Origin of the sequence: Pseudomonas sp. p106, from assembly GCF_003936645.1 — a bacterium.
GTDB classification, from domain to species: domain Bacteria; phylum Pseudomonadota; class Gammaproteobacteria; order Pseudomonadales; family Pseudomonadaceae; genus Aquipseudomonas; species Aquipseudomonas putida_E.
On record NZ_RHQR01000013.1, the window covers coordinates 141,195 to 166,744 of the forward strand.

Annotated in this window: 28 protein-coding genes; 13 read left to right on the top strand and 15 right to left on the bottom strand. The window is 62.2% G+C overall.

Going from position 1 to position 25,550, the window contains the following annotated elements; all coding sequences use genetic code 11:
- Positions 1–468 precede the first annotated feature (468 nt).
- The 4 genes from EGJ09_RS17175 to prlC form a co-directional block, all read right to left on the bottom strand.
- The gene (locus tag EGJ09_RS17175; protein ID WP_125924432.1) at positions 469–1,527 is read right to left on the bottom strand and encodes a PA0069 family radical SAM protein; all 1,059 of its coding nucleotides are present in this window, start codon (positions 1,525–1,527) and stop codon (positions 469–471) included.
- A 65-nt stretch (positions 1,528–1,592) separates the two neighbouring features.
- Positions 1,593–3,587 carry a M3 family metallopeptidase gene (locus EGJ09_RS17180; RefSeq protein WP_125924433.1) on the bottom strand — a complete coding sequence of 665 codons (1,995 nt, stop codon included), beginning with the start codon at positions 3,585–3,587 and terminating at the stop codon, positions 1,593–1,595.
- A gap of 100 nt (positions 3,588–3,687) precedes the next feature.
- Positions 3,688–3,969, bottom strand: a complete 282-nt coding sequence (locus EGJ09_RS17185; RefSeq protein ID WP_046786820.1) for a YheV family putative zinc ribbon protein — start codon at positions 3,967–3,969, stop codon at positions 3,688–3,690.
- Positions 3,966–6,017, bottom strand: a complete 2,052-nt coding sequence (gene prlC / locus EGJ09_RS17190; protein ID WP_196997265.1) for an oligopeptidase A — start codon at positions 6,015–6,017, stop codon at positions 3,966–3,968. Before prlC ends, EGJ09_RS17185 begins: the two co-directional genes overlap by 4 nt.
- 102 nt (positions 6,018–6,119) lie before the next feature.
- Between prlC and EGJ09_RS17195 the strand changes: the two genes are divergently transcribed.
- Positions 6,120–6,668 (top strand): gamma carbonic anhydrase family protein, encoded by a 549-nt coding sequence (locus tag EGJ09_RS17195; protein ID WP_039603776.1) that lies wholly within the window; start codon positions 6,120–6,122, stop codon positions 6,666–6,668.
- A gap of 20 nt (positions 6,669–6,688) precedes the next feature.
- On the top strand, positions 6,689–7,339 hold the full coding sequence (locus tag EGJ09_RS17200) for an HAD family hydrolase (protein WP_039603779.1): 651 nt from the start codon (positions 6,689–6,691) through the stop codon (positions 7,337–7,339).
- A gap of 54 nt (positions 7,340–7,393) precedes the next feature.
- Here the strand turns inward: EGJ09_RS17200 and EGJ09_RS17205 are convergent, their stop codons facing one another.
- Positions 7,394–8,467: an aminopeptidase gene (locus tag EGJ09_RS17205; RefSeq protein ID WP_125924443.1), complete on the bottom strand. Its 1,074-nt coding sequence runs from the start codon at positions 8,465–8,467 to the stop codon at positions 7,394–7,396.
- 84 nt (positions 8,468–8,551) lie between these two features.
- On the opposite strand from EGJ09_RS17205, the gene EGJ09_RS17210 reads away from it, so the two are divergent.
- Complete coding sequence (locus tag EGJ09_RS17210) at positions 8,552–8,965, top strand: hypothetical protein (RefSeq protein ID WP_046786819.1); 414 nt, start codon at positions 8,552–8,554, stop codon at positions 8,963–8,965.
- A 55-nt stretch (positions 8,966–9,020) separates the two neighbouring features.
- Positions 9,021–9,434 carry a lipoprotein gene (locus EGJ09_RS17215; protein ID WP_046786818.1) on the top strand — a complete coding sequence of 138 codons (414 nt, stop codon included), beginning with the start codon at positions 9,021–9,023 and terminating at the stop codon, positions 9,432–9,434.
- Positions 9,435–9,474: 40 nt separating this feature from the next.
- On the opposite strand, the gene EGJ09_RS17220 is transcribed toward EGJ09_RS17215, so the two are convergent.
- Positions 9,475–9,705, bottom strand: coding sequence for a DUF1161 domain-containing protein (locus EGJ09_RS17220; RefSeq protein ID WP_046786817.1), 231 nt, complete (start codon positions 9,703–9,705; stop codon positions 9,475–9,477).
- Between the two features lie 73 nt (positions 9,706–9,778).
- Positions 9,779–10,204 carry an OsmC family protein gene (locus EGJ09_RS17225; RefSeq protein WP_012312059.1) on the bottom strand — a complete coding sequence of 142 codons (426 nt, stop codon included), beginning with the start codon at positions 10,202–10,204 and terminating at the stop codon, positions 9,779–9,781.
- Between the two features lie 154 nt (positions 10,205–10,358).
- On the opposite strand from EGJ09_RS17225, the gene EGJ09_RS17230 reads away from it, so the two are divergent.
- Complete coding sequence (locus tag EGJ09_RS17230) at positions 10,359–11,363, top strand: LLM class flavin-dependent oxidoreductase (protein WP_125924435.1); 1,005 nt, start codon at positions 10,359–10,361, stop codon at positions 11,361–11,363.
- Positions 11,364–11,458: 95 nt separating this feature from the next.
- On the opposite strand, the gene EGJ09_RS17235 is transcribed toward EGJ09_RS17230, so the two are convergent.
- Together EGJ09_RS17235 and EGJ09_RS17240 are read right to left on the bottom strand one after the other, a co-directional pair.
- A complete protein-coding gene (locus EGJ09_RS17235) occupies positions 11,459–11,680 on the bottom strand; it encodes a DUF1161 domain-containing protein (protein WP_046786815.1) in 222 nt (73 codons plus the stop codon).
- Positions 11,681–11,782: 102 nt separating this feature from the next.
- Positions 11,783–11,998, bottom strand: coding sequence for a dodecin (locus EGJ09_RS17240; protein WP_012312056.1), 216 nt, complete (start codon positions 11,996–11,998; stop codon positions 11,783–11,785).
- 150 nt (positions 11,999–12,148) lie between these two features.
- Here EGJ09_RS17240 and EGJ09_RS17245 point away from each other — a divergent pair, with 150 nt between their 5' ends.
- Positions 12,149–12,472, top strand: a complete 324-nt coding sequence (locus EGJ09_RS17245; protein WP_012312055.1) for a YqjD family protein — start codon at positions 12,149–12,151, stop codon at positions 12,470–12,472.
- On the opposite strand, the gene EGJ09_RS17250 is transcribed toward EGJ09_RS17245, so the two are convergent.
- Positions 12,469–13,365, bottom strand: a complete 897-nt coding sequence (locus tag EGJ09_RS17250) for a LysR family transcriptional regulator (protein WP_046786814.1) — start codon at positions 13,363–13,365, stop codon at positions 12,469–12,471. The genes EGJ09_RS17245 and EGJ09_RS17250 overlap by 4 nt on opposite strands.
- 110 nt (positions 13,366–13,475) lie before the next feature.
- Between EGJ09_RS17250 and trpB the strand changes: the two genes are divergently transcribed.
- Complete coding sequence (gene trpB, locus EGJ09_RS17255; protein ID WP_115273222.1) at positions 13,476–14,693, top strand: tryptophan synthase subunit beta; 1,218 nt, start codon at positions 13,476–13,478, stop codon at positions 14,691–14,693.
- Positions 14,690–15,499 (top strand): tryptophan synthase subunit alpha, encoded by an 810-nt coding sequence (trpA, locus tag EGJ09_RS17260; RefSeq protein WP_115273221.1) that lies wholly within the window; start codon positions 14,690–14,692, stop codon positions 15,497–15,499. The genes trpB and trpA overlap by 4 nt, the downstream gene beginning before the upstream one ends.
- 48 nt (positions 15,500–15,547) lie before the next feature.
- Here trpA and EGJ09_RS17265 read toward each other — a convergent pair whose 3' ends face one another.
- Positions 15,548–15,880 carry a DOPA 4,5-dioxygenase family protein gene (locus EGJ09_RS17265; protein WP_012312051.1) on the bottom strand — a complete coding sequence of 111 codons (333 nt, stop codon included), beginning with the start codon at positions 15,878–15,880 and terminating at the stop codon, positions 15,548–15,550.
- Between the two features lie 53 nt (positions 15,881–15,933).
- Here EGJ09_RS17265 and EGJ09_RS17270 point away from each other — a divergent pair, with 53 nt between their 5' ends.
- The gene (locus EGJ09_RS17270; RefSeq protein ID WP_046786812.1) at positions 15,934–16,482 is read left to right on the top strand and encodes an NAD(P)H-binding protein; all 549 of its coding nucleotides are present in this window, start codon (positions 15,934–15,936) and stop codon (positions 16,480–16,482) included.
- Positions 16,483–16,574: 92 nt separating this feature from the next.
- Here EGJ09_RS17270 and EGJ09_RS17275 read toward each other — a convergent pair whose 3' ends face one another.
- Positions 16,575–17,474 carry a LysR family transcriptional regulator gene (locus EGJ09_RS17275; protein ID WP_125924436.1) on the bottom strand — a complete coding sequence of 300 codons (900 nt, stop codon included), beginning with the start codon at positions 17,472–17,474 and terminating at the stop codon, positions 16,575–16,577.
- 109 nt (positions 17,475–17,583) lie between these two features.
- Here EGJ09_RS17275 and betC point away from each other — a divergent pair, with 109 nt between their 5' ends.
- The 3 genes from betC to EGJ09_RS17290 all read left to right on the top strand — a co-directional run bounded on the left by betC (position 17,584) and on the right by EGJ09_RS17290 (position 21,758).
- Positions 17,584–19,101 carry a choline-sulfatase gene (betC, locus tag EGJ09_RS17280; protein WP_125924437.1) on the top strand — a complete coding sequence of 506 codons (1,518 nt, stop codon included), beginning with the start codon at positions 17,584–17,586 and terminating at the stop codon, positions 19,099–19,101.
- 14 nt (positions 19,102–19,115) lie between these two features.
- The gene (choX, locus tag EGJ09_RS17285) at positions 19,116–20,039 is read left to right on the top strand and encodes a choline ABC transporter substrate-binding protein (RefSeq protein WP_125924438.1); all 924 of its coding nucleotides are present in this window, start codon (positions 19,116–19,118) and stop codon (positions 20,037–20,039) included.
- A gap of 153 nt (positions 20,040–20,192) precedes the next feature.
- Positions 20,193–21,758, top strand: coding sequence for a SulP family inorganic anion transporter (locus tag EGJ09_RS17290; protein ID WP_119688012.1), 1,566 nt, complete (start codon positions 20,193–20,195; stop codon positions 21,756–21,758).
- Positions 21,759–21,849: 91 nt separating this feature from the next.
- Here EGJ09_RS17290 and aroE read toward each other — a convergent pair whose 3' ends face one another.
- Both aroE and hemF read right to left on the bottom strand, forming a co-directional pair.
- A complete protein-coding gene (gene aroE / locus EGJ09_RS17295; RefSeq protein WP_046786807.1) occupies positions 21,850–22,674 on the bottom strand; it encodes a shikimate dehydrogenase in 825 nt (274 codons plus the stop codon).
- Between the two features lie 25 nt (positions 22,675–22,699).
- The gene (gene hemF / locus EGJ09_RS17300) at positions 22,700–23,611 is read right to left on the bottom strand and encodes an oxygen-dependent coproporphyrinogen oxidase (RefSeq protein ID WP_125924439.1); all 912 of its coding nucleotides are present in this window, start codon (positions 23,609–23,611) and stop codon (positions 22,700–22,702) included.
- Between the two features lie 134 nt (positions 23,612–23,745).
- On the opposite strand from hemF, the gene EGJ09_RS17305 reads away from it, so the two are divergent.
- Positions 23,746–24,723 (top strand): NADPH:quinone reductase, encoded by a 978-nt coding sequence (locus EGJ09_RS17305; RefSeq protein ID WP_125924440.1) that lies wholly within the window; start codon positions 23,746–23,748, stop codon positions 24,721–24,723.
- A gap of 107 nt (positions 24,724–24,830) precedes the next feature.
- Here the strand turns inward: EGJ09_RS17305 and EGJ09_RS17310 are convergent, their stop codons facing one another.
- On the bottom strand, positions 24,831–25,133 hold the full coding sequence (locus EGJ09_RS17310) for a hypothetical protein (RefSeq protein ID WP_046786804.1): 303 nt from the start codon (positions 25,131–25,133) through the stop codon (positions 24,831–24,833).
- Positions 25,134–25,550 lie beyond the last annotated feature (417 nt).

A 25,550-nucleotide genomic window follows, 5' to 3' on the forward strand; every position in this document is an offset into this window, starting at 1 on the left:
AAAACACCTCGCCTCGAATTACCCTGCCAGCGGTTAGCAGGATTTCTTCAAGTTATGCGAGGCAATTCACAAGGGCGCGCAGAGTACCCGAGCAACAATTGTTAACGAAATGGTAAATTTCTTACAAGCTTGTAAGCTTTATCCTACAAGACTGGAACTAACGTTCCAGCCAGCTTTTAAGGCAATCCGGCTGTAACGCGCGTAAAAGCTGGGCTCCAGCATTGTTAAGCCGCATTTAGCGGCACAGTTGCCATCATGTTTGCCATTACTGCGCACTGCAAAAATTTGACCGAGTTCACACTTCCCTGCGACGTATTCTTACCTATGCAATGACAACCAACGCGTTAAGCGTTAGGTACTTCCCGCTTTACAGACAAGCTTTGAGCAGTGATATCTAAGTGCCACTTAGTGATAGCACTTAGATATCACCTCGATGTTTGCCGCGAGACCTTTCAAGCTTGGAAAAGTTCAGAACAGTGTCAATTGGTTACCCGGCGGACAGAAGAGGGTGCAATCCAAGGTCTGTGCCTGGCGCCCCTCCAAACCCAGCTTGCGCATGGCCTTGGCAAAGCGTTGCGCCAGCAGCTCTGCGAAAATGCCCTCACCACGCATGCGCGCACCGAAGCGGCTGTCATACAGCTCGCCACCCCGGCTCTGGCGAATCAGGCTCAACACATGGCTGGCGCGCTGCGGGTAATGGTCCTGCAGCCACTGCTCGAACAGCGGTGCCACTTCCAGCGGCAGGCGCAACATCATGTAGGCTGCGTTCTGCGCGCCAGCCTCCTTGGCGGCTTCCAAAAGGTGCTCCAGTTCGCTGTCGTTGATCATGGGAATCATCGGCGAACACAACACGCCCACCGGCACACCCGCCTCGCGCAGCACCCGGATTGCCCGCAACCTGGCCTTGGGCGAGGCCGCACGCGGCTCGAGCACCCGCTTGAGGCCGTCGTCCAGCGTAGTCAGGCTGATCATCACCCGCACCAACCGCTGGCTGGCCATTTCGGCCAGCAAATCCAGGTCACGCAATACCAGCGAACCTTTGGTGACGATGGTCACCGGGTGGCGAAAACGTAACAGCACTTGCAGCAAGCGCCGGGTCAATTGGTGCTCACGTTCGATCGGCTGGTAGGGGTCTGTGTTGGCACCCAGGTTGATGGGGGCGCACACATAGCCCGGCTTGCTCAGTTGCTCGGCAAGCACCTCGGCGGCGTTGGTCTTGGCGATCAGTTTGGTTTCAAAATCCAACCCTGGGGACAAGTCCCAATAGGCGTGCGAGGGGCGGGCATAGCAGTAGATGCAACCATGCTCGCAGCCTCGGTAGGGATTGATGGAGCGATCGAAGGGCAGGTCGGGTGAGGTGTTGCGGCTGATGATCGTCTTGGCCGTTTCAACCCGCACCTCGGTGCCTTGGGTCAATGGAACCTCCTGATGCCAGCCGTCATCCTCAGCCACCGAATGGCTCGGGGCGAAGCGGTTGTGTGGATTATGCGCCGTCCCACGGCCTTTCTGTGGTGCTGGAGGATTCATCGCCAAGCCCTATGCTGTATATATGAACAGTATAGGGGCAAGGCTCATCTTGCCAGCACCTCCGGTCAGGCCAGCCCGTGCCAACTCAGGTAGGGGGCATGGCTTGGGGCGCGCCCAAGGAAGGCTTCAAGGCCCTCGCGCAGTGGCCGCGAAGCGCCAGGCTCGAACAATGCCTGCGCAAGCGCCTGGCCCGTTGCGCGGTCAAGCAAACCGTTCGTTTCAAAACGGGTAAACAGGTCAAACGCGTGCACATCGGCCCACAGGTAAGCGTAATAACCAGCATCGTATCCGCTGACCAGATGGTCGAAGGCATGCGCGGGGTGCTCGAAATCTGCCAATGGCCAATAGCCGCATCGCTCCCGGGCATCGTCGAGCCGCTGCTCGAGCGTTCTGCCGTCATACGGCGTGCCGTGCAGGTCCAGGTCGAACAGCGCCAGGCTCAGGTCGCGGCCAATTTCCTCGATCCCCTGCTGCTTGAACTGTTTCAGGTACGCTGCAGCGCCAGCCTTGCTCAGCCTACTGCCAGACTGGTCCGGCACGGCGATGCTGGCCAGGTAGCCTGCATCCCACACCCAGCGCTCCACCAACTTGCCGAACAGTTCCATGCCATCGGTGCCCAGCTCCGAAACATTGGACATGGCATTGTTGCTGGTGCGGACCAGCAAGTGATGCAAGGCATGGCCAAACTCGTGATAAAGCTTGCGCAATGCCAGGTGGTCCAAAAGCGGCTCACTCTCGCCCAGCGCTGCCGGGATGTCACTGTTCACCACCACCACCGCTGCATGGTAGATACCCTCGGCATCAATACGCCGGTTGCGCACATACGTGGTGAACACGGCGTCAGCCTGTTTCCCGGCGTGTTGCACGGCGTCCAGATAGAACAGGCCGATAGGCGCGTGGTCTTGCCAGACCTCAAAGGTCTGCACGCTGGCATCCCAGGCAGGCATTCGGGCTGGACGCAGCTCAAGCCCAAACAGCTGCTGCGCCAGCCGGGCCAGTGCAGTGACCACGGCACTCAAGGGGAAGTGCTCGCGAAACACCTCACTCGGTTGCGCATGCGCCGGCAATGCCTGCAGGTGAATGACATCCCAAGGCTGCACGCGCGTGAGGCCCTGCACGAGCGCCTTCTGCCCAATGCCCTCACGCCATTGTTGCAGGGCGGGTTGTACGCTGGCTGCGAGGGTTTGCAGAAAACCCCGAACAGCGCTGACCGAGCCGGCACTTTTGGTACTCAGGCTCAGCTCGAGGTGGCTGGCAAAGCCGAGCAGGCGGGCTTTGTCATCCAGCACTTCGGCCAAGCGCTGCAGGCGCGTACCGTTGTCCTCCTGCAGGTCAGTATCGACCCCACGGGTGTGGAAGGCGCGGTAGAGCTTTTCGCGCAGGGGGCGGTGCTTCGCTTGCCGAAGCACCGCCTCGGTTGGGGCGCTTTCACAGGCAACCAGCCAACCTTGCAAACCAGCCTCGCTGGCCCGGGCGGCCAGCTCATCTCGCAACCGTTGCGAAAGACCAATCAGTTCGCCCTCGTCCTCGATCAGCAACCCCGGCCGGTCGATATCGCGCACAAAGGCCTCCCGCAACGTACCGATCTGCGCTTGCAGCTCGGCGAGGCGGGCTTTGTCGTGTTCGTCCAACGCTGCGCCACTGGTTGCAAACCTGTCGAGATGCCAGCGCAAGGTAGCGCGCTTCATCGCGGCCAGGTTGATGCCGATGTCACTGCGCGCCAACCGTTCATACAAGGCATGCAGCCTGCTGTCGGTATCTTTCTGCTCGAAACGCGCAACTGTTCTGCCATAGAACCCCAGAATGGATTCGGCCCAGTCCTGGTCCCGGCCCACGAGCGGGATGACGGTATACAACGTGCCCGACAACTGCGCGTCCAGCTCATCCACGGCGAGCACCAGGTCGTCCCAGGTGGGCTGTGCCTGCTGTCGTTCGATGATGCGCGCGATACCTTGCTCATGCGCCGAAAGCACATGGTCGAAAGCAGCGGCCATGTTTTCCAGGGTTATCGAAGGGAAATCAATAGGGGCGTTGCTGCTTTGCAGGAGGGGATTGTTCATGGTGCATCGCCTTGCTCAGGTTCATGAGCGGGCGAGCATGCCTGCCTGGCGGAGCGGTAGAGGCTTGAATATCTACCACCCCGACGCAGGCGGGCAGGCCTTACTCGGCCGGTTTCTTGAGCTTCGGGTTGGGGAAGAACTGCACCGTCTGCACCTTGGCCGGCGCCGCCTTGGGCGCCAGGTGGTTGACCCGCGTCCCAAGTTCCTTGGGTACCGACAGGCCCTGTTCATTCAAGGTGTCGGTGAAGCCGCAGGCTACGCACTCACGGTGCGGCACGTCGTCTTCGCTCCACATCATCAGCTTGTCCGGCTCACTGCACGCCGGGCAGACCGCCCCGGCGATGAAGCGCTTCTTGGTCTTGTTCACAGCTACCTCGCTCATGCCGCCGCGTCCTCACTCAGCCCACAATGGCGCAGCAATGCATCGATGGAAGGCTCACGGCCACGGAAGTCGACGAACAGCACCATCGGCTCGCGCGAACCGCCACGGGCCAGAATGGCCTCGCGGAAGGCGCGGCCTGTCTCGGCGTTGAGCACGCCTTCTTCCTCGAACCGTGAGAAGGCATCAGCCGACAGTACTTCGGCCCATTTGTAGCTGTAGTAGCCCGCCGCGTAACCGCCAGCGAAGATGTGCGCAAAGCTGTTCGGGAAGCGGTTGTACGCCGGTGGGCGCATGACCGTCACCTCGTCGCGCACGCCTTCAAGCACCTGCAGCACACTGCGACCGTCGCCGTGGCTGGCGTGCAGCTCGAAGTCGAACAGCGAGAACTCCAGCTGGCGCACCATCATCATGCCGGACTGGAAGTTCTTCGCCGCCAGCATCTTGTCCAGCAGGTCCTGGGGCAGGGCAGCCCCCGTTTCGTAATGGCCGGAGATCAGTGCCAGGCCTTCCGGCTCCCAGCACCAGTTTTCCATGAACTGGCTCGGCAACTCGACCGCATCCCAAGCCACGCCATTGATGCCAGACACGCCAGCATGCTCGATACGGGTCAGCAGGTGGTGCAGGCCGTGGCCAAATTCGTGGAACAGGGTCGTGACTTCGTCGTGGGTCAGCAACGCAGGCTTGCCAGGCGCAGCGGGCGTGAAGTTGCACACCAGATTGGCCACCGGGCTTTGCAGCTCACCACCAGCGGTACGGCGACGGTCGCGGGCACCATCCATCCAGGCACCGCCACGCTTGTTGGCGCGGGCATAGAGGTCGAAGAAGAAGCGGCCCACGTGCTGGCCGTTTTCCTTGATTTCGAACAGGCGTACGTCCGGGTGCCAGCTGTCGAAACCCTTGAGCTCGGCGATTTCGATGCCGTACAGGCGCTGGACGATGCTGAACAGGCCGGACAGCACCTTGTCGATCGGGAAGTAGGCGCGCAGGGTTTCCTGGGACACGCTGTAGCGCTGCTCGCGCAGCTTCTCACCGAAGTAACCGGCGTCCCAACTGGCCAGCTCGGGGCAACCTTGCTCGGCGGCATAGGCCTTGAGCTGCGCCAGGTCCTGGGCGGCAAACGGCCTGGAACGCTTGGCCAGGTCGCGCAGGAAGCTCAGCACCTGGTCGCTGGACTCAGCCATCTTGGTGGCCAGGCTCAGCTCGGCGTAGTTCTTGTAGCCCAGCAGCCCGGCCAGTTCCTGGCGCAGGTCGAGGATCTCGCGCATCACCGGGCCGTTGTCGAACTGGCCGGCATTCGGGCCCTGGTCGGAGGCGCGGGTGCAGTAGGCCGCGTACAGCTCTTCACGCAGGGCGCGGTCACTGGCGTAGGTCATCACCGCATAGTAGCTGGGGAATTCCAGGGTGATCAGCCAGCCATCGAGGCCTTTGGCCTGGGCGGCAGCAGCCATCTGCGCCTTGGCCGAATCGGTCAGGCCGGCAAGCGCGGCTTCGTCGGTAACGTGCTTGGTCCAGGCCTGGGTGGCGTCGAGCAGTTGGTTGGAGAAACGGCTGCCCAACTCGCTGAGCTTGCTCTGCACCTCGGCGTAACGCTGCTGCTGGGCGGGTGGCAGGTCGATGCCCGACAGGCGGAAGTCACGCAGTGCATGCTCGAGGATGGTTTTTTGCGCCACATCGAAACCTGCGGCCTCAGGGCTGTTGGCCAGTGCCTCATAGGCCTCGAACAGCGCACGGTTCTGGCCCAGTTCGGTAGAGTAGGCACTGAGCGCCGGCAGGCAGGACTCGTAGGCCTCACGCAGCTCTTTGCTGTTGCACACCGCATTGAGGTGGCTGACCGGGCTCCAGGCAGCGCCCAGGCGGTCATTGAGCTCGTCCATGGCCAGCACCAGGCCGGCCCAGGTGGGGTTCTTGCCTTGCTTTTCGAGGATCTGGGCAATGGCTTTACGGTTATCGGCCAGGATCTCTTCGATCGCCGGCAGCACGTGTTCGGCACGGATCGCCGAGAAGGGCGGCAGATCATAAGACTGCAGAAGCGGGTTGTTCGCACTCACGGTTTGGCTACCTTGGCAGAAGAAACACTGCCCCATCTTAATTACAATCGACGCCGACCGCAGCAGGCAGCCTGCCTATCGGCACAGATGAGAGACCCTATCATGGCCATTCGTAGCTTCCAGCAACACACTCCGAAAGTTGGGCCACGGGCCTTCGTCGACCGTTCGGCAGTGGTTCTGGGTGACGTGGAAATCGGTGAAGACAGCTCTGTATGGCCTTTGACGGTGATTCGCGGCGACATGCACCGCATCCGCATCGGTGCAAGGACCAGCGTGCAGGACGCCAGTGTGCTGCACATTACCCACGCCGGCCCGTTCAACCCGGACGGCTTCCCGCTGATCATCGGCGACGAAGTGACCATCGGCCACAAAGTCATGCTGCATGGCTGTACCCTTGGCAACCGCATTCTGGTCGGGATGGGCAGCACGATCATGGATGGCGCCATCGTCGAAGACGAGGTGATCATCGGTGCCGGTAGCCTGGTGCCGCCCGGCAAGCGCCTGGAGAGCGGCTACCTGTATGTGGGCAGCCCGGTAAAGCAGGCACGGCCACTGACCGACAAGGAACGCGCCTTTTTCCCTTACAGCGCCGGTAACTACGTGAAGCTCAAGGACCAGCACCTGGCCGAAGGCTACGACCGCCCGGAATGAACCTGACTACCGAGACCACCATGCACCAGCAGAATATCCTTTTCGACCTTGACGGCACCCTGACCGACCCGCGCCTGGGCATTACCCGTTCGATCCAGTACGCCCTGGCCAAACTGGGCATCGACGAGCCGGACCTGGCGCGCCTCGAGCACTTCATCGGCCCACCCCTGCTGCAGGCCTTCATGCAGTTCTACAGCTTCGATGAAGCCAAGGCGTGGGAGGCGGTGAATTTTTACCGGGAACGCTTCCGTGTCACCGGCCTTTACGAAAACCTGGTCTTCGAAGGTGTGCCGGAACTGCTCCAGGCCCTGAACGGTCAGGGCCGCACGCTTTACATCGCGACGTCCAAACCCTGGGAATTCGCCCGTGAGATCGCCAGGCACTTCGCCTTCGATCATCACTTCAAGGTGATTTACGGCAGCGAACTGGACGGCACCCGCACCAACAAGGTCGAGCTGATTCGCCACCTGCTGGACGAGGAAGGGCTGGACCCGGCGCAGACCCTGATGATCGGCGACCGCAAGCACGACCTGATCGGGGCGCGCAGCAATGGGTTGCAGGCAGTGGCAGTGGGGTATGGGTTCGGCAGCGAAGAAGAGCTGAAGGCCCACACGCCTGAATTCCACTACGCCACCTTGGCTGAGATGCATCAGGCGTTCATCAGGGCCTGAGCGCGCATGTAGGAGCCGGCTTGCCGGCGATGGGCCGCTAAGCGGCCCCAGCGCTCACTGACTGGCCACCAATCGAGCCAACACCGCCTTGCGCTGTTCGGCCGGCAACCGTCCTAGCGCTTCTACCTTCTGATAGAAGCGTACCCAATCCCCACCAACCTCGCGAAACACCGCCGCAAACGCCGGCACCCATTGGTCATACAGCCCAAACGGCAATAGCTTGGCATTGCTCATCGGCCCATACATCCAGGCGTCATAACGCTTGTCCCCAGCCCATTGGCTATCTCGAACCTGGCGATAATCGCGCCTCAACCGGTCGAATTCTGCCTGTTTGGCCGCACGTTTGTGCGCATCATCCAGCGGCCCGGCATAGAGCGCCTGCAGCCGCTCGCGGCTGGCCAGAATCAGCCGTATGAACTGGTCACGCTGCAGGCCCTGCTCACCCTGAGTCGCTTCAAGCCCACGAGCGGCGCGCCATTGCCGCGTTCCTTCCTGCTCGACGAACGTGGCGAAGGACTCGTTGAACTCCGTGTCGTCCTGCACATAGACGCGCTGATGCGCCAGTTCGTGGAAGATCAACGTGGCCAGGCGCTCATCACCCCAGCCGACCATCGACGACAGGATCGGGTCGTCGAACCAGCCAAGCGTCGAATACGCCTCGACGCCGCTCACATAGACATCCATGCCCGCCTGGCGCATCACCGCCGCCGCGCCGCGGGCCGCGCCCTGTTGGTAATAACCGCGGTAGGCGACGCAACCGGCAACAGGGAAACAGTGCGTCACCGGTTGCAGCGAGAGCTCAGGCGTAGCAAACACATTCCACACCACATAGGGCCGCCCAAGGTCGGCATACACCCGATAGCTACCGTTGTCCGGCAGGCCCAGTCGTTTGCTGGCGAACAGCCGCGCCTGCTCGGCGTGTTGCAGACGGGCCCGCAACTGCGGGCTGGTGGCCGGGTCGGCGAGTACCCGCTCCACTGGCTGACGCGCACGCAACAGTTGCCACTGGCCATCGGCCAACTGGCCGTAATAGGCAAGGCTGCTGCAACCACTGAGCAGAAAGGCGCCCAGCACGGGAACCAAAGTGCTGAAAACGCGGTCGAGTGGCCCAGGGCCTGAGCACTTCAAAAGAAAAAACCAGACCATCTTGGGCTATCCATTCGCTCACGGCCGATGCGCTCCAAGACTATCTCGCCAAGGGGGAGTTTCGCCATGCGTGCACTGTTCATCGCCAGCTCAATGCTGCTGATGTCTGCCTGTTCGACCCTGCCCGACCCGGACCCGAACCAGGCATGGATCGACCTCACCCCGCACGACGAAACCTCGCTGCACGCGGTGCAGGTGGACGAGCGCGATTGGGCAGACACCCGCTATTTCGAGGTCCAGCCCGGTAGCCACGAGCTGACCGTCCGCTACCAGTTCCCGGTCACACCCAGCAATATCGGCCCGGTCGGGGAACCGTTGTGGCGCGACTGCCAGCTCAATCTGACCTTCAAGGGCTTCAACGCCGGCCAGCGTTATCAACTGCAAGCAGGCAGCATCGGCTTCCGGCCCTGGATCAAGCTCTATGACCACCAGCAGAAACTGCTCAGCCAAGGCCTGCCGGCGGGCTGCCAACGCACCTGAAGCCCGCAAACGGAGCTATGCTTGTAACTTGTGAATCGCAAGTGGGAGTTTCGCCATGCGCCAGCCCATGATGCTGATGGCCCTCAGTGCATTGGGGGCATGCGCCAGCCCCTTGCCCCCCGTAGACCCCAAGCAAGCCTGGGTCGACCTCTACACCATCACGCCCGGCCGAGTCATCATGGCGGACAAGCTCGATGGCAAGCGCCTGGAGGACGGCCGTTACTTCCAGGTCACACCTGGCAAGCACGAACTGGTGGTGCGCTTCGATTATGAAATCTACGGGGGCGGCATGATGAGCCAGCCCAGGGATCGGACCTGTTACCTGACCGTGCGCTTTGACGATTTCAAGGCAGGCGAACGCTATCGCCTGGAGGCGCGTGCACCAGTAATGGAACCACAGGTGCTGCTGTACGACGCCAACCGCACAGTGGTGGTCAACGAGCCCAGCAATGTGTTCTGCATTCCCTGAAACCGGGGGGCTGCTTACCAGCCCCGGTTTCAATTGGCGATCATTCGTTCTTCTGATAAATGATCTTTTTGGTCCCGCCATCACAGCTGCCAACGATCATGTTCTGATCCTTGACCTCACTGTTGGGCACGATCTCCAGCGTGTACGACGGCACACCCTGAGCCTGGATCTTGGCTTCGATCTCGGCCTTCAGTTCCTCACACGGCTTGACCGCCGCCACGGCAGATGTGGCCAACAGAGACGCCAACACGGCGATTGCGACGCGTATCATGGCACGGCTCCTGGATGGGCAGCTGCGCTGCCGATGCTGTTTAGACTACAGCAAACCGAAGCTGTTGCGCCGCTTAGCCCACCAGAGTGGCGTCCAGGCTGATCTTCGCGTTCAGCACCTTGGACACCGGGCAGCCTGCTTTGGCCTTGTTGGCAATGTCCAGGAACTGGGCTTCACTCGCGCCAGGAACCTTGGCCTTCAGCACCAGGTGCACAGCAGTGATGGCAAAGCCATCAGGCTGTTTTTCCAGGGTCACTTCAGCGATCGTATCGATACGGTCGGGCGTCAGGCCCGCCTCGCCGAGCATCATCGACAGCGCCATCGAGAAGCAGCCGGCATGGGCCGCGCCGATCAACTCCTCTGGGTTGGTGCCGGGCGAGCCTTCGAAGCGGGTGTTGAAACCGTAGGGGTTCTGCTTTAGCGCGCCGCTTTCAGTCGAAATAACGCCTTTGCCGTCCTTCAGGCCACCTTGCCAGATCGCCGATGCAGTCTTTTTCATGATGCCTCCTGGTCACTCGGTTACGTATCTATGGGTTCAGAGGCTACTCACCTTCGGCAAGTTCAGATCAATCGCACCGCAAGCATTGAATCTTCCGAATGTGCCCATACAGAGTTTAAAAGGCCTTCGGCCAATCACTTTTGCGGAGGCTCCAATGACGCAGCTGCGTGACCTGAAAATTTCCACCCTCGACCTGGTGCCAGTGCGGGCCGACTCCGGCCCGGCGCAAGCGTTGCGCAATTCGCTGGACCTGGCCCAGCATGTCGAGCGCTTTGGCTACAACCGCTTCTGGGTTGCCGAACACCACAACATGGACGGCATCGCCAGCTCCGCGACCTCCGTGCTGATCGGTTACCTGGCGGGGGGTACTTCAACCATCCGTGTCGGCTCGGGTGGCGTCATGCTGCCCAACCATGCCCCCTTGGTGATCGCCGAGCAGTTCGGCACGCTGGCCAGCCTTTATCCAGGGCGTATCGATCTGGGCCTGGGCCGTGCGCCGGGCTCCGACCAGATGACCGCACGCGCCCTGCGCCGAGAGCGTTCGGGCAGCGCCGACGATTTCCCGGACGATGTCGAAGAATTGTCGCGCTACCTGGGCCCGCGCACAGATGATCAAAAAGTGATCGCCGTACCTGGCCACGACACCGAGGTGCCGATGTGGCTGCTGGGCTCCAGCCTGTTCAGCGCACAGCTGGCCGGCATGCGCGGCATGCCCTACGCCTTCGCCTCGCACTTCGCGCCGCGCTACATGCATGAGGCGATCCGTATCTACCGCGACCATTTCAAGCCCTCTACCACGCTCGACAAGCCATACGTGATGCTGGGCATTCCAATGGTGGTGGCCGAAACCGACGACAAGGCCGAGTTCCTGGCCACTTCGGTGTACCAGCGTATTCTTGCCCTGATACGCGGGCAGAGCCTGATGCAGCGCAAGCCTGTACCGAGCATGGATGGGCTGTGGCTGCCACATGAGCGCGATGCGGTGGGTAGTTTCCTGGGCCTGGCGATGATCGGCAGCCCGCAGAAGGTAAGGGCCAAGGTCGAGGTGCTACTGGAGCAGACCGGGGCGGACGAACTGATCTTTACCTGCGACCTGTATGAGCATGAGGACCGGATCAGGTCGTATGAATTGTTGGCGCAAGCCTTGAAATCTGAGTAGGCGCCAATCGCCGGCAAGCCGGCCCACAGGGAACTCCAAGGCCGCGATAGGTTGGAAGCGCTGTGGGGCGTGCTTGCTGGCGATTGGGCCAGCGCTCAACCCCGCCGGTAGACAATTTCCTTGCTTCCACCTTCACAGCTCCCCACAACCTTGCCAGCTGGGTCGCCCTTACTGACGATCTCCAGTGTGTAGCCCTTCACACCTTTGGCATCCAGCTTCGCGGCAATCTCGGCCTTGAGCTCCTCGCAAGGCTTGCCCGCCGCCAGCGCGCCACCCGCCAGCATCATCAGGCCCACCGCCAGAATCAGTTTCTTCATCACTCGCTTTCCTTGTGCAGATGAAAATGGGAAAGGGCGCCGGCAAAGGCGCCCCTGTCTGTATAACGCCATCACGCCGGCCGTTGCCAGCCCGACCCTGTTTCAGCTATTGGCGATGCGAAAGCCCACTTTGAGCGTGACCTGAAAGTGCGCCACCTTGTTGCCTTCGATGTGGCCACGGGTGTCGACCACTTCGAACCATTCCAGATGCTTGATGCTCTTGGCCGCTTCGGCCAACGCATTGTTGATGGCGTCTTCGATGCTGGTGGTCGAGGAACCTACCAGCTCGATCTTCTTGTAGGTGTGATGATCGGTCATGAGCGCTCTCCTTGGGTGACAGTGAAATTGAGCCTAGCAGTGCCGGCCTGGTTTACCTGCGAGCCGTCAGGCTGGGCGAAAGTTCGATCGCACTTTCGCCCCGGACCGCAGTCGCAATCCATACAGTCCATACTGCAAAGGAGAGTCACCATGCACCGCAATTCGCTGCGTAAAACATCCCTGGAAAGCATGGAAGCGGAGATCGAAAGCCTCCTTAAGAGCCTGGAGAGCCTCAAGCATGATGCGTCGGAGGAGTCGCAGAAGTCCGTGAAGGCAATCCGCAGCAACGCCGAAAGCGCGTTGAAACACTCGCGCAGCCTGCTTAGCGATGCTTATGAGGAAGTGAAGACCCGCACCCGCCAGACCGGTATCGCAACCCGTGATTATGCTCAGGAGCACCCGGTGACCACTGCTGGCGTAGCCATCGGCGCGCTCGGCCTGCTCGCGGCCTACCTGTTGTACCGCCGCAACTAACCTGCCTGCCGCTCCAGTTCGCGGCGCAGCCACTGCGCCAGCTGCTCGGCGCGCCCGTCTGCGGCGCGCCGTGGCACCCACAGCGCCAGCGCCGCTGCAGTAGGGGAAAAGCCCCACGGTGCGCTGAGTCGCCCGGCACGCAAGTCATCCGCCACCAGCGGCTGCGGTGCGATAGCCACCCCCAGCCCTGCCACGGCCGCCTCCAGCAGGTAATACAAATGCTCGAAGGCCTGCCCATACTGCAGGGCAGCCGGGTCCAACCCCTGTTGTCCGGCCCAGGTCGGCCACGCCTGCGGGCGTGAAGTGGTATGCAGCAAGGCTTCGTCCAGCAGCGCCACGGCGGGCGCACTGCGCAACCGCTCGAAACCGGTAAAGTGTGGGCTCAACACAGGCCCGATACGCTCTTCGGCCAGTACATGTACCTGCATGTCCGCAGGCCAAGGGGGTTCGGCATACACCAGCAGCGCATCGAGCCCCGGCCGACGCGGATCAAGGTCGCCTTCCCCTGCTGACAGATGCAGGCGCAGCTCTGGCAAATCCGCCTTCAGGCGCCCAAGCCGGGGAATGAACCATCGCGCCAGCAGGCTACCCGAGCACCCCAGCACGAATGGCGCCTCGCTGACATCCCGGCTGAGTTCGGCGCAGACACTGCGCAGCCTGTCGAACGCTTCACCACTGGCATCACGCAGCCTGACCCCGGCATCTGTGAGTTTGATGCCGCGCCCGTCCTTGACGAACAAGGCCACGCCCAGGTGTTCCTCCAGCACCTTGATCTGCCGGCTCACGGCGCCATGAGTCACATGCAGCGCTTCGGCAGCCTGGCTGACGCTATTGAGCCTGGCGGTGGTTTCGAAGGCCCGCAGGGCGTTCAGGGGAGGGAGGTCGTGGGCCATTTGACGTGTGAGTTTTCCTGACAGGTTTGCGCAATCTTATCGGTTTTCAGCCGGGCTTGCCGTGGTTAGAGTAAAGCCCATCACTTATTCATTACGCCCTGGAGCGCCCCATGACCCAGTCCCAATACCGCCCCGGCCCCGACGCCAACGGCCTGTTCGGCTCGTTCGGTGGCCGCTATGTGGCCGAAACCCTGATGCCGCTGGTGCTGGATCTGGCCCGCGAATATGAAGCCGCCAAGGCCGACCCCAAGTTCCTCGAAGAACTGGCCTACTTCCAGCGCGACTACATCGGCCGCCCCAACCCGCTGTATTTCGCCGAGCGCCTGACCGAGCATTGCGGCGGCGCCAAGATTTTCTTCAAACGTGAAGAGCTCAACCACACCGGCGCGCACAAGGTGAACAACTGCATCGGCCAAGTGCTGCTGGCCAAACGCATGGGCAAAAAACGCCTGATCGCCGAAACCGGCGCCGGCATGCACGGCGTGGCCACGGCCACCGTCGCCGCACGCTTCGGGCTGCCCTGCGTGATCTACATGGGTGCTACCGACATCGAGCGCCAGCAGGCCAACGTTTTCCGCATGAAGTTGCTGGGCGCCGAGATCGTTCCGGTTACAGCCGGCACCGGCACACTGAAAGACGCCATGAACGAAGCCCTGCGCGACTGGGTCACCAACGTCGACGACACCTTCTACCTGATCGGTACCGTGGCCGGCCCGCACCCATACCCTGCAATGGTTCGCGATTTCCAGTCGATCATCGGCAAAGAGACCCGCGCCCAGTTGCAAGAGAAGGAAGGCCGCCTGCCCGACAGCCTGATTGCCTGTGTTGGCGGTGGCTCCAATGCCATGGGCCTGTTCCACGAATTCCTCGAAGACGAGAGCGTCAAGATCATTGGTGTGGAAGCCGGTGGCCATGGCGTGCACACCGAGAAGCATGCGGCCAGCCTCAACGGTGGCGTACCCGGCGTGCTGCACGGCAACCGCACCTACCTGCTGCAGGACGGTGACGGCCAGATCACTGACGCCCACTCGATCTCGGCCGGCCTCGACTACCCGGGCATCGGCCCCGAGCATGCCTACCTGCATGAAGTGAAGCGTGTGGAGTACGTCAGCATCACCGACGATGAGGCCCTCGACGCGTTCCACGCCACCTGCCGCCTGGAAGGCATCATCCCGGCCCTGGAAACCTCGCACGCCCTGGCTGAAGCGATCAAGCGCGCGCCGAACCTGCCCAAGGACCACCTGATGGTCATCTGCCTGTCAGGCCGTGGCGACAAAGACATGCAAACCGTGATGAACCACATGGCCGCCCAGGAGAAACAGGCATGAGCCGTCTTGAACAACGCTTTGCCGAGCTGAAAGCCGAAGGCCGCTCCGCACTGGTCACCTTCGTCACTGCCGGCGACCCTGGCTACGATGCCTCGCTGCAGATCCTCAAGGGCCTGCCGGCGGCCGGTGCCGATGTGATCGAACTGGGCATGCCGTTCACCGACCCGATGGCCGATGGCGTAGCTATCCAGCTGGCCACGCTGCGTGCGCTGGAAGCAGGCCAGAACCTGGCCAAGACCCTGCAGATGGTGCGTGAATTCCGCGTCGACAACCAGGCCACACCGATCGTGCTGATGGGTTACTACAACCCGATCCACCGCTTTGGCGTAGAGAAATTCGTCGCAGAAGCCAAAGAAGCGGGTGTCGATGGCCTGATCATCGTCGACCTGCCGCCGGAGCACGATGCTGAGCTCGCTACCCCGGCCCAGGCCGCTGGCATCGACTTCATTCGCCTGACCACCCCGACCACCGACGATGTGCGCCTGCCACGGGTGCTGGAGCGCAGCTCGGGGTTCGTCTATTACGTGTCGGTGGCAGGCGTGACCGGCGCCGGCTCGGCAACCACCGAGCACGTCACCGAAGCCATCGCCCGCCTGCGTCGGCATACCGACCTGCCGATCAGCGTTGGCTTCGGCATTCGTACGCCAGAGCAGGCCGCAGCGATTGCGCGCCTGGCTGATGGCGTGGTGGTAGGTTCGGCGCTGGTCGACAAGATCGCCCAGGCCAAAGACGCCGATCAGGCTGTTGCCGATGTATTGAGCCTGTGCTCTGCGCTGGCTGAAGGCGTGCGCGGCGCTCGGCGCTGAGCCGTGTGGCTTCTTCGCGGGTTTGTCCGCGAAGAAGCCAACACATCGCTAACCGCCAAAAACCGATAATTTCAAAGGCCGCAAAGCCCCCATCCAGATCGCATGATCGCGGTGATCCGCCAGCTCATCCCCAGTCAGCGGGTGCAGAAACACCACCAACCCCTTGCGATACAACGCCAACCACGGCAATACCACCCCCAACACCTCCGGCCCGAACGCCAGCTGGCAGCTCCAGTCCGGGTGCGGCCCTACCGGCTTCTCATGCATGCGCCCCATGGTCACGGGGAACAGCCGCGCCGCCTCCTCGCACAGCTCACGCGCTTGCTCGATAGTCGATGCGTCGTAATAAACGTGGGCGTGATAGCCCTTGATCCTCTGCACGATGTCTCCTGATTGCGGTCAAACCATCACCCACCCGCAAAGGGAGTGATGCAGTGAAAAATGCCGAAACCCCAGTGTTCAAGCTGGTGCTGTTCGGGGCTCAAAGCAGCCTGGGCAGTGCCCTGATGGTCGAGTTGCTGTCACGTCAGCACGAGGTCACTGCCGTGGTCGATGACCTCAACCGCCATGCGCCGCGCCCGGGCCTGCATTTCAAGCTAGGCGGGCTGGGTGATGCCGACCAGGCGGAGCAGGGCGCAGCAGGGGGCTCGGCGGTGATTGCCCTGTTGTCGGCGCTGGCGCCGGGTGACCTTGCAGCGCAAGGGCAGATGAGCGAAGCGTTGGTGGCCGGGCTTTCTCGCACGACTATACGCCGGGTGCTGCTGGTGGGCGATTTCGATGTGCTGGATGCGCCGGGCAAGTACACCGAAGCAGAACGTGAGTGCGTGGACCAGGTTGTGGATGCGCTGCAACGCAGCCCATTGCACTGGACGTTGATCAATGCGCCACAGGCACTCATGGACCTGGAGCGAATGGCGGCGGGGATGGCCGATATGCTCGAGCTGGATCTGCATCGGGGCGAGCATCTGAACTTCGTGACGTAGAGCCCCGGGGCCTACAGGTACTGCGCAAGCTCAAGCCCTGCATGGACCTGTAGGAGCTGGCTTGCCGGCGATGGGCTGCGCAGCAGCCCCAATCACTGACTCCGCTCATCTTCAAGCCAACCCACAAACCGCTCGATCAGCGCCCCACGCCGCTTGCGCGGCGGCAACACCACGTAGTACCCCCGCGTCGAGCGCAGGCTCCCCTCCAGCGGCCGGCACAGCAACCCTTGCTCAACCAGCCCATCGACCAGATGCCGCCAGCCGATCGCCACCCCTTGCCCGGCAATTGCCGCCTGGACCAACAGCGTGTAGTTATCGAACCGTAGCTGCCCGGGCGGCGGCGGGCTTTCCACGCCAAAGCCACGAAACAGCCCCGCCCAGTCGAACCAGCGGCTGGCCTGTTCGCCGCGCAGATGAAGCAGTGGCAAACGTTGCAAAGCTACGGCTGACAAGGGTTTGCCACGAGTCAGCCGAGGGCTGCAGACCGGGAATACTTCCTCATCGAACAGCCAACGGCTCTCGCCCTGGTGGAACCGCCCATCCCCAAACAACACCGCCACATCGATATCCGGCCGCAGCATCCCCTGGCTGCGCTCACCGGTCACCAGGCTAACGTCCACCTGTGGATAAGCCTCGTGAAACCGCTGCAACCGCGGCATCAGCCAGAACGCTGCGAAGGCAAAGTCGGTGGCCACCTGCAGCACCTCGCGCTGGCTGCGCCCGCTGGCCAGGGCAATGCCGTCATCCATGGCCTGCAGGCCTTGATGAACCTGCTCGAACAATACCTGCCCGGCATCGGTCAGCGCGATGCCGCGGTAGATACGGTCAAACAGGCGCGTGTTCAACCGAGCCTCCAGCCGTTTGATCTGCTGGCTTACCGCCGGCTGGGTAGTGCCCAACTCCAGGGCCGCAGCCGTGAAACCACGCAAGCGGGCAGCGGCCTCGAAAACGCGCAGTGCGTCGAGCGACAAGTCGGTCAGGTGATCAAACATAAGCTTAACTAATCCCAGACATTGCCCGCCATGGGCTTTACCCATGTTACTTGCAGTCGCATCTTGATAGGCAAGCTATTCGCATAACCTTCAACGATGGAAGCCAACCATGACGCGCCCGAATATCCTGTTCATCATGGCCGACCAGATGGCCGCGCCGCTCTTGCCGATATATGGCCCTTCACCAATCCAGATGCCCCACCTGAGCCGCCTGGCCGATCAGGCGGTGGTGTTCGATTCGGCCTACTGCAACAGCCCGCTGTGCGCCCCCTCACGCTTTACCCTGGTAAGCGGCCAGTTGCCCAGCCGTATTGGCGCCTACGACAACGCTGCCGACTTCCCGGCCGATATCCCGACCTACGCCCACTACCTGCGCCGGCTCGGCTACCGCACCGCGCTGTCGGGCAAGATGCATTTCTGCGGCCCGGACCAGTTGCACGGCTACGAAGAACGCTTGACCAGCGACATCTACCCCGCCGACTACGGCTGGGCAGTTAACTGGGATGCCCCGGACGAGCGCGCAAGCTGGTATCACAACATGTCATCGGTATTGCAGGCCGGCCCTTGCGTGCGTACCAACCAGCTGGATTTCGACGAAGAAGTGGTATTCAAGGCCCGCCAGTACCTTTACGACCATGTCCGCGAGAACGATGGTCGGCCGTTCTGCCTCACCGTGTCCATGACCCACCCCCACGACCCGTACACCATCCCCAAGCGCTACTGGGATCGCTACGAGGGTGTGGATATCCCCATGCCCCGCGCCGAGTTCGGCCAGCACGAACTCGACCCGCACTCACAGCGCCTGCTCAAGGTGTACGACCTGTGGAACAAGCCCCTGCCTGTGGACAAGATCCGCGATGCACGCCGTGCCTACTTCGGTGCCTGCAGCTACATCGACGACAACATCGGCCAACTGTTACAGACCCTGGAGGAGTGCGACCTGGCCGACGACACCCTGGTCATTTTCTCTGGCGATCACGGCGACATGCTTGGCGAGCGCGGGCTCTGGTACAAGATGCACTGGTTCGAGATGTCGGCGCGGGTGCCGCTGCTGGTCCACGCGCCCAAGCGCTTCGCCCCGGCCCGGGTCAGTGCCTCGGTATCGACCTGCGACCTGCTGCCGACGCTGGTCGAGCTTGCCGGCGGTACTGTGGATAAAAGTTTGCATCTGGACGGCCAATCGCTGCTCGGCCACCTGCAAGGGCAGGGTGGCCACGACCAAGTGATCGGCGAGTACATGGCCGAGGGTACCGTCGGGCCACTGATGATGATCCGCCGCGGCCCATACAAGTTCGTGTACAGCGAAGACGACCCGTGTTTACTCTATGACCTGAGCCGCGACCCGCACGAGCGGGAGAACCTCACCGGCAGCCCGGACCATCAGGCGCTGCTGCAGGCATTTGTCGACGAAGCACACCAGCGCTGGGATATCCCCAGCCTGCGCCAGCAAGTACTGGCCAGCCAGCGGCGCCGCCGCCTGGTGGCCGAAGCGCTGGCCATCGGCAAACTGAAAAGCTGGGACCACCAACCGCTGGTGGACGCCAGCCAACAGTACATGCGCAACCACATCGATCTCGACGACCTCGAGCGCAAGGCACGTTATCCACAGCCCGCACCCCTGGATTGAGAAGAGAAGCCGCCATGCAGAAGTTCTCCACCATCGTGTTCGCCCTGGCCCTGAGCCTGGGCACCGCCACGGCCCACGCCGAAGACGCGCAATGCAGCACCGTAAGGATGGCCGACCCCGGCTGGAGCGACATCGCCACCACCAACGCCATCGCCCGCTTGCTTCTGGAGAGCCTGGGCTACCAGGTGAAGATCGACAGCCTGGCGGTGCCGATCATCTACGGCGGCCTCAAGGACGGTAAGGTCGATGCCTTCCTGGGTAACTGGATGCCGGCGCATCAGGGTTTTCATGACAAGTTCGTTGCCAATGGCGATGTGCAGCAGCTGTCGCGCAACCTTGAAGGCACCGAGTTCACCCTGGCGGTGCCCGATTACGTGTGGGATGCCGGCGTGAAAAGCTTCGCCGACCTGCAACAGCATGCCGATCAGTTCGACAAGAAGCTGTACGGAATCGGCTCAGGCGCGCCCGCCAACCTGTCGCTGAAGCAGATCATCGACAAGAATGAATTCGACCTCGGCCAATGGAAGCTGGTCGAATCGAGCGAACAGGCAATGCTGGCGCAGGTAGACCGCGCCGTGAAGAAGAAGCAGTTCATCACCTTCCTGGGCTGGACCCCGCACCCGATGAACGTGAAACTGAACATGCATTACCTGACGGGCGGGGAGAGGTGGTTTGGCAGCAAGGGTGAGGTCTATACCCTGACGCGCAAAGGTTATCCACAAGCCTGCCCTAACCCCGCAAAATTGTTGGGTAACCTGACATTCACCCTGGACATGGAAAACAGCATCATGGCGGAGGTTGTGGATAAAAAGATCAGTTTCGATGAAGCGGCCAAGGCGTGGGTCAAGGCGCATCCAGATCTGCTTCAAAAATGGCTTGATGGAGTGACCACCACTTCTGGCGGCGATGCCAAAGAGGCTGTCAACGCCAAACTCTGATTGGTTTATCTGTTAGGTTGCTGGAGCCGCGTTGCGGCCCATTCGCGACGCAAGGCCGCTCCTACACGCAGGGTACGATTTGGCGTAGGAGCGGCCTTGTATCGCGAAACGAGGGCAAAGCCCTCGCCTGCGCTCTTGAATCAGGAACTGCCCATGCCCCGCTTAAACCACCTGCTGCCCTTCTTGACCTGGCTGCCCCGTCAATCGGGCCGCAGCCTGCGCGAGGACCTGCTGGTCGGCCTGAGCGGTGCCATCCTTGCCCTGCCGCAATCGATCGCCTACGCCCTGATCGCCGGCCTGCCTGCCGAATACGGTCTTTATGCGGCCATCGTGCCGGTACTGGTCGCCTGCCTGTGGGGCTCGTCCTGGTACCTGATTTGCGGGCCGACCGCCGCCATCTCCATCGTCCTTTACGCCAGCATCAGCCCCTTGGCGGTGGCCGGTAGTGCCGATTACGTGACCCTCGTGCTGCTGCTGACCTTCCTCGCTGGCATCTTCCAGTTGCTGCTCGGGCTGCTGCGCTTCGGCGCACTGGTCAACTTCGTTTCCCATTCGGTGGTGCTTGGCTTCACCCTGGGCGCCGCCATCGTCATTGCCCTCGGCCAGTTACCCAACCTGCTGGGTATGGATTTGCCGAGCCAGGCCACGGCGTTTAAAACAGTACAAGACCTGGCAAGCCATGCTGGTGAGGTCGACTTGCCGTCCCTGATCCTGGGCTTGGGCACCGTCCTTGTCGGTGTGGCCTTCAAACTTTGGCGGCCACGCTGGCCGAGCCTGTTGATAAGCCTCATCGTAATCAGCCTGGTGGCCTGGTCGCTGCCTGGTTTCTTTGGCCATGTACCGCGGGTGCCAGCGTTCACCGGCCAGCTACCCCCACTCAGCCCACTGCCGTTACTGGATGTGGAGCTGATGCTGCGCCTGCTGCCCAGTGCCGTAGCGGTGGGTATGCTGGGCCTGGTAACCAGCCTGTCGATTGCCCGTTCGCTGTCGGCACGCTCCGAACAGCTGATCGACGCCGACCAGGAAATCCGCGCCCAAGGTATGTCGAACATCGTCGGTTCATTCTTTTCAGGCTACCTGTCTTCTGGCTCCTTCACCCGCTCTGGGCTCAGCTACGACGCTGGCGCCCGTTCGCCCATGGCCGGGGTGTTCTCGGCGCTTTGGGTGGCGCTGTTCGCCGTCACCGGTGCAGGGTTGATCGCACACCTGCCGATACCGGCCATGGCCGGCAGTATCCTGTTGATCTGCTGGGGCCTGGTGGACCACCGGGGCATCCGTGCGCTGTTCAGGGTCAGCCGGTCGGAGTTCCTGGTTATGGCCCTGACCGCTGCAGCAACCTTGCTGCTGGAGCTGCAGACAGCGATTTATGCCGGTGTGCTGGCTTCGCTGTTCTTCTACCTCAAGCGCACTTCACGGCCACGCGTACAGCAGAGCCGCGAAGGGCAGGCCGACGTGCTGCGGGTGGGCGGGTCGATCTTCTTCGGTGCGGCGCACTACCTGCAGGTGCGCCTGCAGCGTTGCCAGGGCCCGCATGTGGTGATCGATGCACGCCAGGTGAATTTCATCGATTACTCGGGTGTGGACATGTTGCACCGCGAGGCACGGCGGTTGCGCCGGGCCGGAGGGAGCCTGACCTTGCTTCGGGCAAGGCCGCAGGTGGTCGAGGAATTGCAGAAGCTGGAAGGGGTGGAGCTTTGCCCCATTCAATTTGCGGAGTGATCGTCGGGGCTGCTTGCCAAGGCCTGAGGCCGGCGCTGTACCTGTAGGGGCTGGCTTGCCGGCGATGGGCCGCAAAGCGGCCCCATAAATCTCAGCCCCGAGCGAGCTGCCGGCGTAACTCAGCCAGCACCGGCGCCGTTTCCGGACGTACCCCACGCCAGATGAAGAACGCCTCCGCCGCCTGCTCTGCCAACATGCCCAGCCCATCCAGCACCTTGGCCGCCCCCAGCTTGCTGGCCCACTGGCAGAATGGCGTCGGCTCCTTGCCATACATCATGTCGTAGCACACGGTGCGCCCGGCCTCGACCAGGCTGTCGGCAATCGGCGGCAGCTCGCCGGACAGGCTCGCCGACGTGGCGTTGATGATCACGTCCACCGGCTCGTGCAGCCAGGCGAAACCGCTGGCCATCACCGGCCCCATCTCATCGAACTCGCGTGCCAGCTGCTCGGCCTTTTCCAGTGTGCGGTTGGCAATTACCAAGGACTGAGGGTCATGCGCCAGGATCGGCTCCAGCACGCCGCGCACTGCGCCCCCGGCGCCAAGGATCAGAATACGTTTGCCAGTCAGTTCAACCCCGGCATTCACTGTAAGGTCGCGCACAAGGCCCGCGCCATCGGTATTGTCACCCCGCAGCGAGCCATCGGCCAGCTTGCTCAAGGTGTTCACCGCCCCGGCCCGTTGGGCGCGCGGGGTAAGGCTGTCACACAGGCGGTAGGCCTCTTCCTTGAACGGCACGGTCACGTTGGCGCCACTGCCTTGCTTGAAAAAGCCCCGGGCGCAGTCGCTGAACTCGTCAAGCGGCGCCAGCAGGGTGGCGTACTCCAGGTCCTGGCCGGTCTGTTCGGCGAACAGGCGGTGAATCAACGGCGACTTGCTGTGGCCGATTGGGTTACCAAATACGACGTACTGGTCCATGAGGGCTCCTCGGTTATCCACAAGCTTACTGTGCAAGCCAATCGCGGTCTTGCAGGAAGTACTCGGTCAGGCGCGCTTCTTCGCTGCCAGGTACGGCCTTCCAGTCGTAGCCCCAGCGCACTTGCGGCGGCAGCGACATGAGGATCGACTCAGTACGGCCACCGGACTGCAGGCCGAAGAGGGTGCCACGGTCATACACCAGGTTGAACTCCACATAGCGCCCGCGGCGGTACTCCTGGAACTCGCGCTGCTCAGCGGTATAGGGCGTGTCCTTGCGGCGCTGGACGATCGGCAGGTAGGCGTCGACGTAGGCATCGCCGATGGCGCGGATGAAGGCGAAGCAGGTATCGAAGCCCCACTCGTTCAAGTCATCGAAGAACAGCCCGCCGATACCGCGCGGCTCGCCACGGTGCTTGATGTGGAAGTAACGGTCGCACCAGGCCTTGTAGCGCGGGTACACGTCGGCGCCGAACGGCGCGCAGGCCTGCTCGGCCACACGGTGCCAGTGGATGCAGTCTTCCTCGTTGCCGTAGTAGGGGGTCAGGTCGAAGCCGCCGCCAAACCACCACACAGCCTCTTCACCTTCTTTTTCGGCGATGAAGAAACGCACGTTGGCGTGGGAAGTCGGCACGTGCGGGTTATGCGGGTGGATCACCAGCGACACGCCCAAGGCCTCGAAGCCACGGCCTGCCAGCTCGGGGCGGTGGGCGCTGGCCGACGGAGGCAGGCCGCTACCGAACACGTGGGAGAAGTTGACGCCGCCTTTCTCGATCAGCTTGCCGTCGCCGATCACCCGCGTGCGGCCCCCGCCACCGGCTTCGCGCACCCAGGCATCCTCGACGAAGCGGGCGCCCCCGTCCTCGGTTTCGAGGGCGGAGCAGATGCGGTTTTGCAGGTCGAGCAGGTAGGCTTTCACGGCCTCGGTGCGGCTAGTCATCGGGTCACCAGGAACGGGCAGGGAAGAATTCGCCGCGTAGCATACCACCGGCAGCTGGCGCGCCGCAGTTGACGGCGATCAAGCAAAGGCGTCCGATAGAAGGCCTTTCCCGATCCCGACAACAGGAGTGCGAGATGGCCAAGCGTATCCAGTTCAGCCAGCATGGCGGCCCGGAAGTATTGCAGCTGGTGGAGTTCGACCCGGCACCGCCCGGGGCGCAGCAGGTTCGAGTGCGTAACCATGCGATCGGCTTGAACTTCATCGACACCTATTTCCGCAGCGGGCTGTATGCCCCGCCTGCGCTGCCTTCAGGCCTGGGCACCGAGGGTGCCGGGGTAGTCGAGGCGGTAGGTGAGGGCGTCACCCGCCTGAAAGTGGGCGACCGCGTGGCCTATGGCGGCGGCCCGCTGGGCGCCTACAGCGAGGTGCACACCTTGCCGGAGGCCAACCTGGTCAAGCTGCCCGACAACATCAGCTTCGAGCAAGCGGCGGCGGTGATGCTCAAGGGCCTGACCGTGCAGTACCTGCTCAAGCAGACCTACGCCGTGCAGCCGGGCGATGTGATCCTGTTCCACGCCGCCGCCGGGGGCGTCGGCTCGCTCGCGTGCCAATGGGCCAAGGCGCTGGGGGCCAAGCTGATCGGTACCGTCAGTTCGGCCGAGAAAGCAGAGCGGGCCAAGGCACTGGGCGCCTGGGAGACCATCGACTACAGCCGCGAGGATGTGGCCAAGCGGGTGCTGGAGCTGACCGATGGCAAAAAGTGCCCGGTGGTGTATGACGGCGTGGGTGCCGACACCTGGCTGACCTCGCTGGACTGCCTGCAACCGCGCGGCTTGATGGTGAGCTTTGGCAATGCGTCGGGCGCCGTGAGCGGGGTGAACCTGGGGATCCTGGCGCAGAAAGGGTCGTTGTATGTCACACGGCCGACCTTGGCCAGTTATGCCAACAATGCCGAGAACACCCAGGCCATGGCGGATGACCTGTTTGCGGTGATCGCAAGTGGCAAGGTGGTTGTGGATATCCAGCAGCGGTATCCGTTGAGCGAGGCGGCCAAGGCGCAGAGCGAACTGTCGGCGCGGCGGACGGTGGGGTCGACTATTTTGTTGCCTTGAGTGCCTGGCTTGGCGCTTTTAGAGCCTTTGAGATAGAGCGCCGTGTGGACGGCGCTCGTTCTACGCAACAATGCAAAAACCAAGGCGAGCACCTGCAAGCCTCACAGCTACCTCTGCTGCGCAGGCGCTGACTCGATACCTTCAAGCATCGCCTCTACCAACCCCTCCGCCATCTCGATCGCATGCAGGTTCGACCAGTACATGCCGCGGCCTTCTTCGCGCAGGTAATCGAGCGTCTTGTAGCCAGTCTCGTAGGCACACCGCAGGTAGAGGGCTACGTGGACCAAGGCGTCGGCGGCGGAAATGTTGGGGTTTACGCTGAACAGCGCTGAATGGCCGGCGTCGCAGCGGCCGAAGGGGCGGGTGGAAGTGCAGGGAAGTGGTGGATCTGGGACGAGTTTCTTGACCATGGAAAATGCTCCTCAATGCCGCTACCAATCACTACCACGTGAATTGGGTGGCGACTGTCCGCGAGGTGGTAGACCCGGGCATTTTCCAATCCAGGCAGGCTCGAAAGCCTCCCGCGTACAGCCGCCATAGACTGTCATGGAAATGATGCATCCGGGCTACCACACCCGATCGCCAAGTTGTTCGGCGACGGTCTGAAGCCTAGAGACAGGACTTCCCACTGAGAAGGTGATGGTATTCGATGCGGGTTGTAGGAGTTTTCCCAAACTGATGTGCTGGCAGCATTCAGGGCCGCTTTGCGGCCCATTCGCCGGCAAGCCGGCTTACACGCAACCCCTGTGGGAGATTCTATGGTTGTAAACAACGGTCTTTAGGCCGTTCTGCTTACGTATTCCTCCTTCTTCTTCATCAGGGCAAAT